Source organism: Streptomyces sp. BRA346 (genome assembly GCF_052851135.1).
The window spans coordinates 16,075-32,903 of record NZ_JAIWIH010000056.1; the positions used below are offsets into that span (position 1 = coordinate 16,075).

Sequence of the window (16,829 nt, forward strand, 5' to 3'; positions counted from 1 at the left end):
TGCGCCGCCATCGGCTGGTCACCCCTGGCACGCTGCTGACCTGGCACCGCCGACTGGTGCGCTGGAAGTGGCGTCAGACGGCGGTCGGACTCGGTCGGCCACCGCTGGCAGAGGGGATTGCCCTTGCCGGAAACCTCATCCGTGCAGGTCACGCCGCATTCCGGTACTCGTGGAGGATGCCGCCGAGGCGATCGCGTCGATGTATGGCGAGGCGGGCTAACGTGTCGGGATCGTCGATCGGTGGGGGCAAGGGGTGCAGAGGTCTGGCGTTGGCGATGCCCTGGTGTGGTCGGTGTCCGTTGTAGAACTGCTCGAACTCGCGCAGGGCGTGCAGTAGGTGTCGCTGGTTCCAGATCAACGTGCGGTCCAGGAGCTCGCGGCGACAGGTCTGTATCCAGCGCTCAATGATCGAGTTCATCCTTGGCATCTGGATGCCGCTGAGTGCGACGTCGATCCCCGCGTCCTTGAGGACGGCATCGAACAGTTCGGGGAACTTCCCGTCTCTGTCCCGGATCATGAACCGTGCCCGGCAGCCGAGGTCTTCGAGGTCCATGACGAGGTTCTTCGCCGCTTGCGCTACCCAGGGTGCGCTGGGATGCGCGGTGGCGCCCAGGACGCGGATCCGGCGACTGCCGTGTTCGATCACCACGAGCACGTACATCCGCATCCCCGACAGGGTGATGGTTTCCAGGAAGTCGCAGGCCAGCAGGGCATCGACCTGAGAGCGAAGAAAGGTGGCCCAGGTACTGGAGTTCCGCTCGGGTGCTGGGTCGATGTCGGCCTCTTTCAGGATTTCCCAGACGGTGGACGCGCCGACCTTCACTCCCAGCACAAGCAGCTCGCCGTGCAGGCGTCGGATCCCCAGCTGGGGTTCTCCTTTGCCAGGCGCAGTACCAGGGTGCGGATGGAGCGCACGGTGCGTGGTCGTCCCGGGCGTTTGGGTCGGCAGGAGGCGGCATGGCGGCGCGCGATGAGGGTGCGGTGCCAACGCAGCACCGTGTCGGAGCGGACGAGCAGCCGTAATCTTCGCAGGACGTGCAGTGGAGCCGGTGCAGCAGCGCCGCCAGGAATGCCCGATCGCTGGGCGTGAACCGGACCTTGCCCGTGCCGAGTTGACGTTCCAAAACGGTGACCTGGTGGCGCAGCGCGAGGATCTCCGCGCACTTGTCCCGGTCGGACATCGGCAGCAGGCGAAGCATCGCGAACGCGTTCGTCACGCCGAGGTAAGCCAGTCGCAGCAGCACGTCGATCATCTTGCCGTGGTGAGCGCCAGCCCCGCGAGAGCGCCTGTTTTGGCGACTTCGCCGGTCGACCTCCGGTACGCCCACCAGGGCGGACGACATTTTCGGCAAGCGCAGACCCGGCCCCGGGACGAAACGCCAGTTCCGGGATGAAATGCCGGGAGTGACGACTTCTTACAGGGCCGGGCCGTACCCACCTTCGTCGATCGGGCCGCGTCCATCACTTCCACGGAAGTGCGTTGAGGCCCCGATCGGTCAGGCCCTCGGCCTGCTGCCGTGTTCGCGGCCGGGACGAGGTCAGAGGCGAGTGTTCTCACGGGTGTGGCACTACTGCGACCGGACAGGAGGCGTGGTGCAGAGCGGCGTGAGCGGATGACCCGATACGGCCCCCGATGGGGGAGCGGCGTACCCGTCGGCCGAGGACGAGCAGTTGTGCCCGGGCGGATGCCGACAGCAGCACTTGCCCCGCGCTTCCCAGTTCAACGTGCGGGACCACCGTGACGGAGGGGTACTTCTTGCGCCAGGGGCTGAGCGCGTGCTCCAGCGCTTTCTTCTGGAACGGTGCCAGTCCTCCGGCTTCGTCGGCAAGACGCATTGACCCTGGGCTGTACGCGAAGATGGGTGGCAGGCTCCAGGCCCGCACCGCTCGCAGTGTTGTGCCCCGTGTGGCGGCCGCCTCGAAGGCGAACTCGAGGACGTGAGCACTGTCCTCGGCCTCACCCTGCTGGCCCACGACGATCTCTCCGCCTTCTGCCGCGCCCGCGCCGACGCCGGAGGCCCGGACGGAGACCACGGGGCAGGGGGATGCCGCGATGACCTGCTGACCACAGGAACCGAGCAGAAATCCGGCGATTGCTCCGTATCCGCGCGATCCGAGCACCAGCATGTTCGCCCGCTCGGCTTCGGAGAGCAGAGCGGCAACCACGGTGTCCGACACCAGCTCGGCGGTGACCGGCACGTCCGGGTACCGGCTGACCACATGTGTCTCAGCCTCCCCCAGAACGGCATCGGCCGACCGGCCCTGCGCTTCCTTGTCCTGGACGATCGGTAAGTCCAGCGGCTGCCAGAGCCAGGCATGCACGAGGCGGAGGGGCAGTCTGCGGAGCGCGGCTTCGCGCGCTGCCCAGTCCGCAGCGGCCAGGCTCTCGGCGGATCCGTCCACTCCTGTGACGATGGCTCGGGTCATAAGGGGTGCCTCCATAGGTGTTCGACGGGGCACGGCCACTCCAGTCGGCCCCGTCCCCAAGCATGGCCGATGAAAGGCGATACGGCCGTTCCGCCCGGCATCCTGACCGCTCAATCTCGCCGCGCACAGCCCGGCCTTCCCCCAGTCGGCCCCGTCCGTGGGCCGAGGCGTTCGGGGAAGACTGTGCGGTCCGACTGGCCCGCGCCCCGGCATCAGGGACGGGCCAAGTGCAGATGGTGCTGCGCCTGGGCTACGGCCCCAGAGGCCCGACCACTCCACGCCGGCCCGTACGGGATGTCCTGGACATCGAGTGACCTGACCTCAGCGGAGTCGTCGGCGTGGCGCGCCCCGATACCTGGTCCTCGAACACAAGCGCGGGGCTTCCGCAGCGGCCTGCAGGCAGGGCGTCGACCACCCCCGGTTTTGGCCCGGACTCAAGGTCTTCTCTCACGCGCAGCGCTCGAGCCGCTCACCCGCCGTCTGGTAGCGACCCTGCGCCTGGGAATCACCTGGCAGGCGTCCGCCTTGTACGCGGTGGCGTTGGGTGGCTACGTGGCCTTCTCCGTCTACCTGCCCACCTCGCTCAAGACCGGCTACGGACTCACCCAGGCGGACGCGGCGAACCGGATGGCCGGGTTCGTGTTGGCGCTGCTGGCCCCGGCGAACAAGGTCGGCTCGGTCACCGGCGTTGTCGGGGCCACGGGTGGCCTGGGAGGGACGCCGCCCTCGGTATCGACTTCCCGCTGCGCGACACGCCCGTGCCCGATCCGGAGCTTACGGAACGTACGCGCGAGCAGTTCCGGGAGCACGGCCTGCGGGCCTTGTTGGGCCGATCAAGGGCGTTCTCACGCTGCATGACGCCGCAGCCGGGCCGCGATCAGGCGCCGTCGGACTCGTTAGCGGTGGTGAGCCGGATGCCGGTTATCAGATCCGGGCGGATGCGTACCGCGTAGTCCATCGCCCGGTGCACCCAGGGAGTGAGAAGTGCCTGGTAGCGAGCCAGTTCCTCGGAGTCGGTCACCAAGTGGGCGTAGCCGGTGGCCACCACGCTCCAGCCGAGGTGCGTGTCGGGCTCGATGGCGTCGGCCTCGTAGGCCACCACGACGCCTTGGCCATCGGCTTCCCCGGCGCGCGCGGTCAGAGCCGCGCCCTCGTGGGTGCGGATGACGATGTCGCCCTTGTCCAGGACGTGGTTGACCGGGCGGATGGTCGGCAGCGCGTGGCGGGTGAAGACGATCCGTCCGAAGGGCACGCTGCCCAGCAGCCGGAGGGCTTCGTCGCTGTCCAGCTCGATGCTTCGGCGCGGCCCGGCAGGGAGGGCCTGAGCGGTGTCGATGGTCATGGAGGGCTTCCGTGCGGTTCCGTGGTTCACTGCTGCGCTTCTTCGGCTGGGGCGGCGAGATGGCTGCACGGCCTGTCGCTATGGTCGCGACCGGTGCCCCGGTACGGCATGTGTCGTCCCTTCAAAGCATGGGTGGTGGACTGCGCGTGGCGCCCGGTCGGAAGCCATGGACAGACGGGACCAGCTCATTGGAACGGCACCGAAGCTCCTCATGCCAGGGCCGTTCGGCCTTTGTCCGTGTCCGGCCGGCCCTGCGCACCCCAGGAGTAGGCCCCGCGCATGATCTCCTGTATGTCACCGAGCATCGGCATGTGCGGGTTCGCCGGCGCTTCATGGTGACGTCGGTGATGACCGTGACGCGGTGGACGTCCGGCGCTGAGGCGCAGGACTACCCGTACACGAAGGCGGGTGACCGCCTCGCAGCGGCGGATCACCAAGCGCGCTCTTCTCGGCCGCTGTCCACGCGGCCGCCGCGCCATGGAGGCGGAGTGCGCCGGTGCCGGCCCAGGGCCGTCAGGCCTCGGCAGCGGGGCCATCGGACCTTCACCCCGTGGGGTGACGTGATGCCCGTTCGGGCAGTGCGGAGCCCTGTTCGGCTTCCCGGAGCATCAGGACCGTGACGCCGGACCGATGAGGGGGGGGGAGCCGACGAGTCGTTTCGCACCCTGCCGGAAGCGGTATCTCATGGCCGCGGGGCACTATGGGTGGGCAACAGGGCCGACCGGCCCTGTCACTTCGGCCCGGATCCGAGAAAGGATCACGGCACGGAGGGCCGATTCCGTCCATGAGCGGACATCGGTGCGGAACGCGGAACCAGGGAGCAGTTTGATGGCGGACAGCGAGCAGCCCGGCGCCGACAATCCGATCCGGGTCTTCCTGCTGGACGATCATGAGGTGGTACGGCGTGGAGTGGGCGACCTGCTGAACGACGAACCGGACATCGAGGTGATCGGCGAGGCCGGCACGGCGGAGCAGGCACTGGTGCGGGTTCCGGCGTTACGCCCGCAGGTGGCGGTGCTCGATGTCCGTCTGCCCGACGGCGACGGCGTGACCGTGTGCCGGGAACTCCGGTCACGCGTGCCCGAGCTCGCCTGCCTGATGCTGACCTCCTTCGACGACGAGGAGGCCCTGCTGGACTCGATCATGGCCGGCGCCTCCGGATACGTCCTGAAGCAGATCCAGGGTTCTGACCTGGTGTCCGCTGTTCGCACCGTGGCCGGCGGCCAGTCCCTGCTCGACGCCAGTGCCACCACCAAGCTGATGGCCCGGCTCCGCGGTGGTGGCCAGCAGCAGGAGGAGCAGCAGCCGGACGGACTGCAAGGCTTGACCGACCGGGAGCGGGAAATCCTGGCCCTGATCGGTGAAGGGCTGACCAACCGACAGATCGGTCAACGTCTCTACCTGGCCGAGAAGACGGTGAAGAACCACATCTCGCGTCTGCTGGCCAAGCTCGGCGTCGAGCGCCGCATCCAGGCCGCGGTCATCGCCACCCAGGTCCAGGACCGGCAGCGGCAGGAAGGGCTCTGAGCCCCGGGGCCTTGCCCCTGATCGGTGAATCTGATCTCGTACCGCTCCCTGTCGTGGGCCATAGCGCGTGCGGATGCCGCAGCTGCGGCTGGACGAGCTGTCGAGCACGCGGAGGCATCCGAGTGCGTGCTGCGGGCGGTGGACGACCTGGACGAGTCCCTGACGAACACCGCCCGCCACGCACACGCCGACCGGGCCGAGGCGCACCTTCGTCGAAGATGCGCGTCCCCTGCGGGAAGGACGCCTCCCGGGCGAAACGCATGAGCCGTTGCCGGTGCTGGGTGGGCAGCGCGCGCAGCATGCTCGGGGTGTTCATGGCCGGCCTCCCGGTCGGGTTGTACGAATGGGCTCCTCCAGCGTGTGGTGCCGACTCGGGCCGGGCGAGGGGCCATCGGGGCCGGAGCAGGGTCATCCGGCCCTGAGGCAGAGGGCAGCCAACGTGTCGCGAGTCCGGCCGCAGTTCCTCGCCTGTTCCGATCAATGGCGGCTCGTACGCCTATGCTCGCGAGGCTTTCGGGCGTTCGCCGGGTTCTGGAGAGCCTGCCAGGTTCGGTGCTTCCCGCCCAACGGGCCTCGATCCAGGGACCTTCAGCCCGACGGATGGAGACCTTCGGCATCCGGCGTAACGCCAGGCGTCGGGCGAGAGTGGCACACGTCCAGGAGACGACGATGCATACGTCCCCGAAGGGATCACCATCATGGCCGTGCGCGAGCACCCTCAACGGAGCCTGGGCGTCGGCCCGGACGCGCGGGACGGACCGCGCCCCGGGCCCGTCCCGCCGACGCCTGAGCAGGGTCCGCCGTCGTCGCTGAACGACCAGCGGCCCCTGCCCCCTACAACCCCCGACACGATGCTGGAATCGGGCCCCCTCGGGGCCCGATGCAGGAGGTGGAGAACATGCCGCGCACCATCACCGTAGGGCTCGACGGCTCGCCCGAGAGCCGTGCCGCCGCCGAATGGGCGGCCCGTGAGGCGCAGCTTCGCGGACTGCCGGTGGAGCTCGTCCAGGTCTGGGAGCCGATGCCGGAGCCCACGGCCCAGGCCCTGCTCCTCGGCGCCGAGGAGCACCAGCACGGGACCCAGAGGATTCCGTGCGAATCCGCCGAGGGCCTGCGACTGCGCCACCCCGGCGTCGAGGTGACAACCGAGCAGCTCACCGGACGGCCCGCCGACGCCCTGGTCGACGTGGCCAAGGAGGCCGAAATGCTCGTCCTCGGCTCACGCGGCCTGGGCCGGATCGGGGGATTCCTGCTCGGCTCGGTCGGTCTCGCGGTCATGGCGCGCACCGAGCGGCCCATCGTCTTCGTTCGTGCCGGCGAGCAGACCGTGGACGAGCACGAGATGGACAAGGCGGGCATCCCTTCCGCGGCCACGGCGTTCCGTCCCGTCGTTCTCGGGCTCGACGTCGCCGGCGCGGACGAGGCGTTGATCGAGTTCGCCTTCGAGGCCGCCGCGCGCCGCTCGGTTCCGCTGCGGGTCGTGCACGGCTGGAACCCGCCGCCCTACTACGCCTACGGCATGGTTCTGGAGCCCGCGGTCGAGCGGGAGATGGCCAAGGGCGACGCCGCAGTCCTGAACGAGGTGCTGCGGCCCTGGCAGCAGAAGTACCCCGACGTGGAGATCGTCGAGCAGTCGCGGTGCGGAAGCCCCTCGCTCCTCCTGATCGACGCCTCCCACGAGGCCTCTCTGGTCGTCGTCGGCCGGCGCATTCGCCGCTCCTCCGTCGGCTCCCAGGTCGGCACCGTCACCCACGCGGTCCTGCACCACTCCACCGCCCCCGTCGCCGTCGTCGCACACGACTGACGCGCTCACCCTTCCCGAGGAGAGAACAGATCATGAAGGCAGCGGTCGTACGGGCCTTCGGCGAGCCCTTGGTCATCGAGGAGCGCCCCGACCCCGAGCCCGGCCCCGGCCAGGTCCGCATCCGCGTCGAGGCCTCCGGACTGTGCCACACCGACATCCACGCCGCCCACGGCGACTGGCCGGTCAAGCCCATCCCACCCTTCGTCCCGGGACACGAAGGCGTCGGCGTCGTCGAGAAGCTCGGTGAGGGCGTCACCCACCTGTCCATCGGGCAGCGGGTCGCGGTGCCCTGGCTGGGTAAGGCGTGCGGGCGGTGTGAGCACTGCCTGTCCGGCTGGGAGACCCTGTGCGAGCAGCAGATCAACACCGGGTACGGTTGCGACGGCGGCTACGCCGAGAAGATGCTCGCCTGGGCCGACTTCGCCCAGCCCGTGCCAGAAGGCATCACCTCGCTTGACGCCGCTCCTCTGACCTGCGCCGGCGTGACCACCTACAAGGCCCTCAAGGTCGCCGACGTCCGGCCCAGCCAGCTCGTCGCGATCTCCGGCGTCGGCGGACTCGGACACCTCGCCCTGCAGTACGCGAAGATCGCCGGAGCCACCGTCGCGGCCATCGACGTCACCGATGACAAGCTCCAACTCGCCAAGGAACTCGGCGCCGACCTCGTCATCGACGCCCGCGAACAGGACGTCGGCAAGGAGCTGAAGAAGCACGGCGGCGCCCACGCCGCGATCGCGCTGGCGGTGAACCCGGCCGCGTTCGAGGCCGTCAACTCCGGTCTGCGACGAGGCGGCAAGCTCGTCCTGGTGGCCCTGCCCGCACACGGCACCATCCAGGTCCCGATCTTCGACACCGTCCTGGGCGGCACCTCGGTGATCGGCTCCATCGTCGGCACCCGGCAGGACCTCGCCGAGGTCTTCCAGCTCCACGCCGCCGACCGCACCAAGGTCATCTGTGAGACCCGCCCGCTCGCCTCCGTGAACGAGTCCATCGATGCCGTGCTGCGCGGTGAGGTCAAGGCCCGGATCGTCTTCGACCTGGACGCGGCAAGGTGAGCACGAGGGAACTCCCCCTGGTCGTCGGTGTCGACGGTTCCGAGCCGAGTCTGCGCGCCGTCGACTGGGCTGCCGACGAGGGCGCCCTTCGGGGAATGCGGCTGCGGCTGGTGTACGCCTCGTTGTGGGAACGGTACGAAGGCACCGCACTCGCGAACGATCTCGGCAAGCCCTCGGACCAATTGATGGCCGAGGACATCGTCGAGACCGCCGCACGACGGGTCCGTGCCCGCCGCCCCGGCGTGGAGGTCACCACCGGTGTCCTCCCCGAGGAACCCGAGTACGCGCTGGTACGGGAAAGCCGCACCGCCGCTGCCATGGTCCTCGGCTCACGGGGCCGGGGCAGCCTGGCCGAGGCGCTCCTGGGCTCCGTCAGCGTGACGGTGGCCGGCCACGCGCACTGCCCCGTGATCGTGCTGCGCGGCAGCCACGAGAACGCGGCCGTGCCCGGCACGCATGGCCGCGTTGTCGTGGGCGTCGGAGAGAAGCCGCAGGACGCGGCGGCGATGCGCTTCGCCGCCGAGGAGGCACGACGCCGAGGCGTGCCGCTGGAGGCCGTACGGGCCTGGCGCTGCCCCGGGCGAGAGGTGACTGACCATCCCCTGCCGCCCGGCGAACCGGTCCGGCTGCATGAAAAGAGGGCCGCGGAGGTGCTGGAGGCGGCTCTGCGGGACATCCCGGCCGACGTCGAGGTGCACCGGCGCACCGTCGAGGGCCACGCCCGCCAGGTCTTGCTCGACGCCTCGGCCGATGGTGACCTGCTCGTCGTTGGGGCCCGGCGCCGCGAGGGCCACTACGGCCTCCAACTGGGCCGCGTCGCCCACGGGGTACTGCACCACGCCGTCTGCCCCGTCGCCGTCGTACCGCGGAAGGCGTGAAGGCCGTGCCCGGCTCACAGGCTCGCCGCGTGATCGGGGACGTAGGTCTGCAGATTACGTGGCGGGCGCTCGTAGCCGGTCGACGGCGGTCGGTGCGGCAGTTCCAGAACCGGCGGGGGCACGTCGTGATAGGGGACCGAGCTGAGCAGGTGGGCGATCATGTTCAGCCGTGCCCGCCGCTTGTCGTCGCTCTCGACGACGTACCAGGGCGCCTCGGAGATGTCCGTGTGGATCAGCATCTCGTCCTTGGCCCGCGAGTAGGCCTCCCAACGGGTGATCGACTCCAGGTCCATCGGCGACAGCTTCCAGCGCCGCAGCGGATCCTCCAGACGGCGCCGGAACCTCTCCTGCTGCTCGGTGTCGCTCACCGAGAACCAGTACTTGCGCAGCAGGACCCCGTCCTCCACCAGCATCCGCTCGAAGATCGGACACTGCCGCAGGAAGAGCTGGTACTCCTCCTTCGTACAGAAACCCATCACGTGCTCGACCCCTGCCCGGTTGTACCAGGACCGGTCGAACAGCACGATTTCCCCAGCGGCGGGCAGGTGCTCGACGTACCGTTGGAAATACCACTGGGTGCGCTCGCGCTCGGTCGGCTTGGGCAGCGCCGCGATCCGCGCCACGCGCGGGTTCAGGTGCTCGGCGACCCGTTTGATGGTGCCGCCCTTGCCCGCGGCGTCCCGCCCCTCGAAGATCACGACCAGTCGGGCGCCCTCCGCTCGGCCCCACTCCTGCAGCTTCACCAACTCCGTCTGCAGGCGCAGCAGTTCCTTCTCGTACACATCGCGCGGCAGCTTCGCCGCCTTCTTACCGGCCATGCCGCCTCCACCACCGACGACTCACTGGGGCACCTATACCTGACCCCGATCAACAGGACACCACCGTACTTTCCGGCGAAGAACGGTGCACTGCCGCCATAGACCACGGAATGGCCAGTACCCGCGTCCGTCACCAGGCGCGGCGTTGCTGCCTGCGAAGGAGCCCACCATCATGACCGTACGCGTCGGCATCAACGGCTTCGGCCGCATCGGCCGCACCTATCTCCGCGCGGCCCTCGACCGCGCGGAGGCGTGCATCCAGGACGTCCACGTCGTCGCGATCAACGACATCGCCCCGCCCGCCGCCCTCGCCCACCTCCTGGAGTGCGACTCGACGTTCGGGCACATCGGACGCGAGGTCACGCACGACGACAGTTCGATCACCGTCGATGGTCGGCGTATCGACGTCTCCGCCGAACGCGACCCGGCCGTCCTGCACTGGTCCGATTACGGAGCCGACATCGTCATCGAGTCCACCGGCCGCTTCCGCGACCGCGACGCCGCGACCCTTCACCTGAAGGCGGGCGCCCGCACCGTGCTGCTCTCGGCGCCCGGCAAGGACGTGGACGCCACGATCGTGATGGGCGTCAACGACGACACCTACGACCGGCACCGTGACCGGATCGTCTCGGCCTCCTCCTGCACCACCAACTGCCTCGCGCCGATGGTCATGGTGCTCGACGAGACCTTCGGCATCGACCGCGGCCTGCTGGCCACCGTCCACGGCTACACCAACGACCAGTCCGTGCTCGACGGCCCCCACAAGGACCTGCGCCGCGCCCGCTCCGCGGCGCTGAGCATCATCCCGACCAGCACGGGCGCCGCCCGCGCCGTCGGTCTCGTCCTGCCGGAGCCGGCCGGTGCGCTGGACGGGGGCGCCGTCCGGGTGCCCGTGGAGGACGGCTCGCTCACCGACCTCACGGTGGTGCTGAACCGCGAGGCCACGGCGGATGAGATCAACGCCGCCTTCGCCGCGGCGGCGAAGGGCCCGCTGAACGGCATCCTGCGTGTCTCGACGGCGCCCATCGTCTCCCGCGACGTCATCGGTGACCCGGCCTCCTGCGTCCTCGACGCCGCGCTCACCCAGGCCAACGGCACCCTCGCCAAGGTCTTCGGCTGGTACGACAAGGAATGGGGCTACGCGAACCGGCTCCTCGACCTCACCGCGTTGGTCGCCGACGATTGAGGAGGCAGTGGGGGCGACAGCGCGGACGCCTCTTTCGAACAATTGTTCGCCAAGGTGTCTCGTGCGCGTCCCGGAAGTCGCTCACCGTCCTCGAACGCCTGACCAGACGCGGGGCGCACACCGGGCGTCACAAAGCCGCCCGTGGTTCTCACCGCGGCCCCGGGCGTGCGCCGCTGCTCTTCGCCGCCTGGCCCTTCACCGCCTCGTCCACATGCTCACCGCGCCGATCGGCTACCTCATCCGCCCTTACATCGTCTACCGCAGCCGCGATGCCCAGCTCGGCGCGCGAGCTCCCCGCCGCGGCTGGGAGCGTGCTGGCTGATCCCTGCCGTCCCGTCTTGTGCGTCGGCCGTGTCACGTCCCGGAGCGGAAGGGCTCCGGCTCCTTTCGAGGGTCGCTCCGTATGGTTCTCTGCGGCAGGTGTGGCCCGAACGGCCCTGTTGGGTATCCGGCACGGGGGAAGATAGTGGGGCGTACTGGAACGTATGGCACCCAAACCCTTGCCTCGGGAAGGACCCCGATGTCCGTCGACACGCAGCAGGCGCCCGCCCGGCTCAAAGAGGACGAGCTGAGGTCCCTGGACGCCCATTGGCGCGCCGCGAACTATCTGTCCGTCGGCCAGATCTACCTGATGGCCAACCCCCTGCTGACCGAGCCACTGCGTCCCGAGCACGTCAAGCCTCGGTTACTGGGTCATTGGGGCACTTCGCCCGGACTGAATCTGGTGCACACCCACCTCAACCGCGTCATCAAGGACCGCGACCTGGATGCCCTGTGCATCTGGGGGCCCGGGCACGGCGGCCCGGCCGTGCTGGCCAACTCCTGGCTGGAGGGCTCGTACACCGAGACCTACCCCGACATCATGCGGGACGCGGCCGGCATGGCCCGGCTGTTCAAACAGTTCTCCTTCCCCGGAGGGGTGCCCAGCCACGTCGCCCCGGAGACCCCGGGCTCGATCCACGAAGGCGGCGAACTCGGCTACTCGCTCTCCCACGCCTACGGTGCCGCCCTCGACAACCCGAACCTCCTGGTGGCCTGCGTGATCGGTGACGGGGAGGCGGAGACCGGCCCGCTGGCCGCCTCCTGGCACTCCAACAAGTTCCTCGACCCGGTCCACGACGGCGCCGTCCTGCCGATCCTGCACCTCAACGGCTACAAGATCGCCAATCCGACCGTGCTGTCCCGCCTGCCCGAGCGTGAACTCGACGAACTGCTGCGCGGCTACGGTCACGCCCCCCTTCACGTCTCCGGCGACGACCCTATGGCTGTCCACCGGGCGATGGCCGGCGCGATGGATGACGCTTTGGAGCGCATCGCGTCCATCCAGAGCAGTGCCCGTGAGAATGACGTCGGGGAGCGGCCGCACTGGCCGGTGATCGTGCTGCGCACCCCTAAGGGCTGGACCGGCCCGGCCGAGGTCGACGGCCTGCCCGTGGAGGGCACCTGGCGCGCCCATCAGGTCCCGCTGGCCGCCGTCCGGGACAACCGCGAGCACCTGCGGCAACTGGAGCAGTGGATGCGCTCCTACCGGCCCGAGGAGCTGTTCGACGAGCACGGCGCACCGCGCGCCGAGGTGCTCGCCTGTGTTCCCGAGGGCAGGCGCCGGCTGGGCGCCAACCCGCACGCCAACGGTGGCCTGCTGCTGCGCGAGCTTCCCCTGCCACCCCTGGAGAGGTACGCCGTCGAGGTCGACAAGCACGGTGCGACCATGCACGAACCCACCCGTGTTCTCGGCGACATGCTCCGGGACGTCATGCAGGACACGAGTGGGCGGCGCGACTTCCGCCTCGTCGGCCCTGACGAGACCGCCTCCAACCGGCTCCAGGCAGTCTACGCGGCCAGCGGCAAGGCCTGGCAGGCCCAGGTGCTCCAGGTGGATGAGCACCTCGAGCGGCACGGCCGGGTGATGGAGATCCTGTCCGAACATACCTGCCAAGGGTGGTTGGAGGGCTACCTCCTCACCGGCCGGCACGGAGTGTTCTCCTGCTACGAGGCGTTCGTACACATCGTCGACTCGATGGTCAACCAGCACATCAAATGGCTGCGTACCACTCGCCGGCTGCCGTGGCGTGCTCCTATTGCCTCGCTCAACTACTTGCTCACCTCGCACGTGTGGCGCCAGGACCACAACGGCTTCTCGCATCAGGACCCCGGGTTCGTCGACCACATCCTCAACAAGAGTCCCGAGGCGGTGCGGGTCTACCTGCCGCCGGACGCCAACACGCTGCTGTCCGTGGCCGATCACGCCCTGCGCAGCAAGGACTACGTCAACGTGATCGTGGCGGCAAGCAACCCTGCTTCGACTGGCTCTCCATGGAGGAAGCGAAGGTCCACTGTGCGCGCGGCGCCGGTATCTGGGAGTGGGCGGGCACCGAGGACGGCTCCCGTGAACCGGATGTGGTGATGGCCGGCGCGGGCGACGTGCCCACCCAGGAGGTGCTGGCCGCCGCCCAGTTGCTGCGTCGGCACCTGCCCGAGCTGGTCGTGCGGGTGGTCAATGTCGTCGACATCGCCCGGCTGCTGCCGAGCGAGGAACACCCGCACGGGATGACCGACTTTGAGTACGACGGCCTGTTCACCGCCGACAAGCCGGTGATCTTCGCCTATCACGGCTACCCGTGGTTGATCCACCGCCTGGCCTACCGCCGTACCGGCCACGGCAACGTGCATGTGCGCGGCTACAAGGAGATCGGTACCACGACCACACCCTTCGACATGGTCGTCCGCAACGACCTCGACCGCTACCGCCTGGTCATGGACGTCATCGACCGTGTCCCCGGCCTCGCGGTCCGCGCGGCGGTCGTACGTCAGCGCATGGAGGACGCCCGGCAGCGCCACCACATGTGGATCCGCGAGCACGGCATGGACCTGCCCGAAGTCGCCGACTGGACGTGGGACGGCTGACCAGCCGTCTTGCCTGTCTCGGACGCCCCCGCCGCCCGATAGGGCAGCCGGGGCGTGCGGTCGGCTCGCTGGTGCTGTGTGCGGGAAGCGTTCAGTCCTTCGAGGAGAGCGGAACGGCCCACTCGACGACGGTGCCGCTCGGTTGGTTGGCGGAGACGCTGGAGCTGCCGCCCAACTCCTCCGCCCGCTTGCGGAGGTTGGCCAAGCCGCTGCGGCGGGTGATCGCCGGGTCGATTCCGCGGCCGTTGTCGGCCACACGCAGCTTCAGGAAGGCGTCGGTGATCTCAACCGTGACGTCGACGGTGGTGGCGTGCGCGTGCCGGGCGGCGTTGGACAGCGCCTCGCCGAGCACGGCCTGCACCTGCTCGACTTGTTCCGCGGAGACGGCCGTGTCCAGCAGTCCGGTCATGCGCAGCGCGGGGGTGAAGCCCAGCGATTCGGCGGCCCGTTCGGTGGCCGCCACCAGCTGGGCGCGCAGCCCACTGCCGCGACGTGACCGATCGTGCTCGCGGAGTGCGTAGATGGTGGAACGGATGATCTTGATGGTGTCGTCCAGGTCCTCCACGACTCGCTGGATCCGTTCGCTCACCTGCGGCCGGTCCGAGACCCGGCCCAGCGTGGACTGCAGGGACAGCGCGCCCGCGAACAGCCGCTGGATGACCAGGTCGTGCAGGTCCCGGGCAATCCGGTCGCGGTCGTTGAGGACGACCATGCGCTCGGTGTCCCGCCGGTGCTCGGCCACGTCCAGGGCCAGCGCGGCCTGGTTGCCGAATCCGGTGACCATGTCGATCACGGCGTCGGTGAAGAGCACGCCGCCTGGTACGTTCGCGACCTGCAGCACTCCGCGGACGTGCTCCCGGGTGCCGAGGGGGACGAAGAACGCCGGCCCCAGCTCGACCACCGAGGCGCTGCCGCCCTCGGCGCGCGGGTCGGCGCTCATGGCCTCGCTGGTGATCGTCTCGCCGGACGTGTAGACCTTGGCGGCCAGGGCCGTGGCGGGCAGCAGAAGCCCGCGGACCTCTTCGGCCTGCGTTCCCGAGGCGGCCTCGATGACCAGCTCGCCCTTGTCGCCGACCGGCACCGCCAGGGTGACCAGGTCCGCGCCGGCCATCTCGCGCACGGTGGCGGTGAAGGATCCCAGCACCGCGGCGGGCTCCGCGCCGGACAGGAGGCTGCGGGTCAGTTCGTTGCTGGCCGCCAGCCACCGCTGTCGGCGGTGGGCGTCGTCGTATAACCGGGCATTGTCGATCGCCACGCCGGCCGCCGCGGCCAGGGTGCGCAGCACCGCCTCGTCGTCGGTGTCGAACTCCGTGCCGCTTTGCTTGTTGGTCAGGTACAGGTTCCCGAAGACCTGGTCGCGCACGCGGACGGGGGCGCCGACGAAACCGGTCATCGGCGGGTGCCCCTCCGGGAAGCCGGAGGATGCCGGATGCGCCGCCAGGTTCGCCAGACGCAGCGGCTCCGGGTGACGGATGAGCAAGCCGAGGATGCCCTCGCCGCGCGGGTAATGCCCGATGCGGGCGATCGTCTCCTCGTCGATACCGACGGTGACGAACTGCTTGATCGTGCCTTCCTCACCGAGGACGCCGAGCGCCCCGTACTGGGCGTCGACCAGGGTGACCGCCGACTCCACGATGCGGTGCAGCACCACCTCCAGGTCGAGGTCGGAGCCTACGGCCAGCACCGCGTCGAGCAGCGTGTGGACCCGGTCCCGGGCCGCCCGCACCTGCGCGACCTGCTGCTGCAGGTCGTCCAGCAGTACGTCCAGCCGCAGCTGTGGAGACAGCCCGGATGTCTCCGCGTCACGCGAACCCTGCGCGCGTTCCTCCACCACAGCTCCCCTTACCGCCTCGCCGGCACACTCCCCAAGGATGCCCGACGAGCCGAATCCGTTCGACGGCGCCAGGCCGGTCGCGTGGGCGCGGCTTACGAGCGGTCGTGCTGGTAGGGCGCCCCACGGCTGTTCCCGCTGCATCGGGCGTTACTTGCATCGGAGCGTCGATTCAGGGCACCTTGAACGCCGTCGTACAGGGGAGAGTCGGGCAACATCCAGTAGGCGTCCGATGGACGGGCGAATCTCGGCCATGGCTGCCGGTCCACGTTGCTGTTGGTTTCCTGCATGAAGGCTTCAACGATCTGCGAGTTGGCGGGCGACTGCTGATTTTCAGACGTCGGCGAGCGTATGGAACGAACAGTTGATGCGAATGTGTCAGCGCTGGGACGTGAATAGTTGCTGCAGCAACGCCGCAGCCTGGCGGTGACGATGGGCCTCCGAGTGGACAGCACTCCCTATCACTGCAGCACGGTGCCGTACCCGGGCAATTGGCGCTTTCGCCCCCGCATCGGTGATTGAGGGATGGAGATTCAGGAAGACCATGAGCTGTGGCTGAACTCAGTGAGGCAGAGGGCGGTAGGCCCGGTGATGGCGCGAACACGACAGGGTCGGCCGGCGATGACCAAGGTCGGCGTCGCGCTGACACTGCGGATGTCAGCGCGACGCCATCAGGACCAGCTGCCGATGCCGACGAGCAAAGACGGAGATCAGGCGGTGAACGGGACGCTGTGGGTGCCGGAAACCTGTGTCACCCCCTATGCGACCTGCGTGTATTCGTGGATGAGGCCGCCGAGTCGATCGCGTCGATGGATGCGGGTGTTGTCGGTGGCGGTGGGTGGTTCGGGCTCGGTGAGTAGGTCCGGCGCCCGTTGTCCGAGGGATCGGTGTGGCCGGTGTGGGTTGTAGTGCTCCGCATATTCACTGAGGACGAGGCGTAGGTGGCGCTCTCCCGTGCTCAGGATGCGGTCGGTTGCCTCGTGTCGACATGATCGGATCCAGCGTTCCGCGATGGTGTTCATCCGGGGTACCCGGGGCAGTGTCGGAAGGACGTCTA

The 16,829-nt window shown here is 69.2% G+C and carries 10 protein-coding genes and 6 pseudogenes; 9 read left to right on the top strand and 7 right to left on the bottom strand.

Features of this window, described 5'->3' with window-relative positions; all coding sequences use genetic code 11:
* Positions 1 to 148: 148 nt before the first annotated feature.
* Both LCH29_RS40315 and LCH29_RS40320 read right to left on the bottom strand, forming a co-directional pair.
* Positions 149 to 1,244 (bottom strand): annotated as a pseudogene (locus LCH29_RS40315) (integrase core domain-containing protein).
* Between the two features lie 310 nt (positions 1,245 to 1,554).
* A complete protein-coding gene (locus LCH29_RS40320) occupies positions 1,555 to 2,427 on the bottom strand; it encodes a universal stress protein (RefSeq protein WP_446466656.1) in 873 nt (290 codons plus the stop codon).
* 194 nt (positions 2,428 to 2,621) lie between these two features.
* Between LCH29_RS40320 and LCH29_RS40325 the strand changes: the two are divergent.
* Together LCH29_RS40325 and LCH29_RS40330 are read left to right on the top strand one after the other, a co-directional pair.
* Positions 2,622 to 2,741: pseudogene (locus LCH29_RS40325) on the top strand (Acg family FMN-binding oxidoreductase); the annotation flags it as partial.
* A 148-nt stretch (positions 2,742 to 2,889) separates the two neighbouring features.
* Positions 2,890 to 3,159: pseudogene (locus LCH29_RS40330) on the top strand (MFS transporter); the annotation flags it as partial.
* 145 nt (positions 3,160 to 3,304) lie between these two features.
* On the opposite strand, the gene LCH29_RS40335 reads toward LCH29_RS40330, so the two are convergent.
* Entirely contained in the window at positions 3,305 to 3,769 is a 465-nt protein-coding gene (locus LCH29_RS40335) for a pyridoxamine 5'-phosphate oxidase family protein (protein WP_446466657.1), read from the bottom strand.
* Positions 3,770 to 4,597: 828 nt separating this feature from the next.
* Between LCH29_RS40335 and LCH29_RS40340 the strand changes: the two genes are divergently transcribed.
* Complete coding sequence (locus LCH29_RS40340; RefSeq protein WP_446466658.1) at positions 4,598 to 5,296, top strand: response regulator; 699 nt, start codon at positions 4,598 to 4,600, stop codon at positions 5,294 to 5,296.
* A 202-nt stretch (positions 5,297 to 5,498) separates the two neighbouring features.
* Here LCH29_RS40340 and LCH29_RS40345 read toward each other — a convergent pair.
* Positions 5,499 to 5,612 (bottom strand): annotated as a pseudogene (locus LCH29_RS40345) (regulator); the annotation flags it as partial.
* Positions 5,613 to 6,194: 582 nt separating this feature from the next.
* Here LCH29_RS40345 and LCH29_RS40350 point away from each other — a divergent pair.
* The 3 genes from LCH29_RS40350 to LCH29_RS40360 are packed head-to-tail and all read left to right on the top strand — an operon-like array spanning position 6,195 to position 9,033.
* Positions 6,195 to 7,100: a universal stress protein gene (locus LCH29_RS40350; RefSeq protein ID WP_446466659.1), complete on the top strand. Its 906-nt coding sequence runs from the start codon at positions 6,195 to 6,197 to the stop codon at positions 7,098 to 7,100.
* Between the two features lie 32 nt (positions 7,101 to 7,132).
* Positions 7,133 to 8,155 carry a zinc-dependent alcohol dehydrogenase gene (locus tag LCH29_RS40355; RefSeq protein WP_446466660.1) on the top strand — a complete coding sequence of 341 codons (1,023 nt, stop codon included), beginning with the start codon at positions 7,133 to 7,135 and terminating at the stop codon, positions 8,153 to 8,155.
* Positions 8,152 to 9,033, top strand: a complete 882-nt coding sequence (locus tag LCH29_RS40360) for a universal stress protein (protein ID WP_446466661.1) — start codon at positions 8,152 to 8,154, stop codon at positions 9,031 to 9,033. Before LCH29_RS40355 ends, LCH29_RS40360 begins: the two co-directional genes overlap by 4 nt.
* 14 nt (positions 9,034 to 9,047) lie before the next feature.
* Here LCH29_RS40360 and ppk2 read toward each other — a convergent pair whose 3' ends face one another.
* Positions 9,048 to 9,851 (bottom strand): polyphosphate kinase 2, encoded by an 804-nt coding sequence (ppk2, locus tag LCH29_RS40365; RefSeq protein WP_446466662.1) that lies wholly within the window; start codon positions 9,849 to 9,851, stop codon positions 9,048 to 9,050.
* Positions 9,852 to 10,023: 172 nt separating this feature from the next.
* Here ppk2 and gap point away from each other — a divergent pair, with 172 nt between their 5' ends.
* From gap to LCH29_RS40380, 3 genes and pseudogenes are all read left to right on the top strand, one after another.
* Complete coding sequence (gene gap / locus LCH29_RS40370; RefSeq protein ID WP_446466663.1) at positions 10,024 to 11,037, top strand: type I glyceraldehyde-3-phosphate dehydrogenase; 1,014 nt, start codon at positions 10,024 to 10,026, stop codon at positions 11,035 to 11,037.
* A 199-nt stretch (positions 11,038 to 11,236) separates the two neighbouring features.
* Positions 11,237 to 11,359 (top strand): annotated as a pseudogene (locus LCH29_RS40375) (respiratory nitrate reductase subunit gamma); the annotation flags it as partial.
* Between the two features lie 198 nt (positions 11,360 to 11,557).
* Positions 11,558 to 13,941 (top strand): annotated as a pseudogene (locus LCH29_RS40380) (phosphoketolase family protein).
* Between the two features lie 91 nt (positions 13,942 to 14,032).
* Here the strand turns inward: LCH29_RS40380 and LCH29_RS40385 are convergent.
* Together LCH29_RS40385 and LCH29_RS40390 are read right to left on the bottom strand one after the other, a co-directional pair.
* Positions 14,033 to 15,772, bottom strand: coding sequence for a sensor histidine kinase (locus LCH29_RS40385; protein ID WP_446466664.1), 1,740 nt, complete (start codon positions 15,770 to 15,772; stop codon positions 14,033 to 14,035).
* A gap of 758 nt (positions 15,773 to 16,530) precedes the next feature.
* Positions 16,531 to 16,812, bottom strand: coding sequence for an integrase core domain-containing protein (locus LCH29_RS40390; protein ID WP_446466666.1), 282 nt, complete (start codon positions 16,810 to 16,812; stop codon positions 16,531 to 16,533).
* Between the last annotated feature and the right edge of the window lie 17 nt (positions 16,813 to 16,829).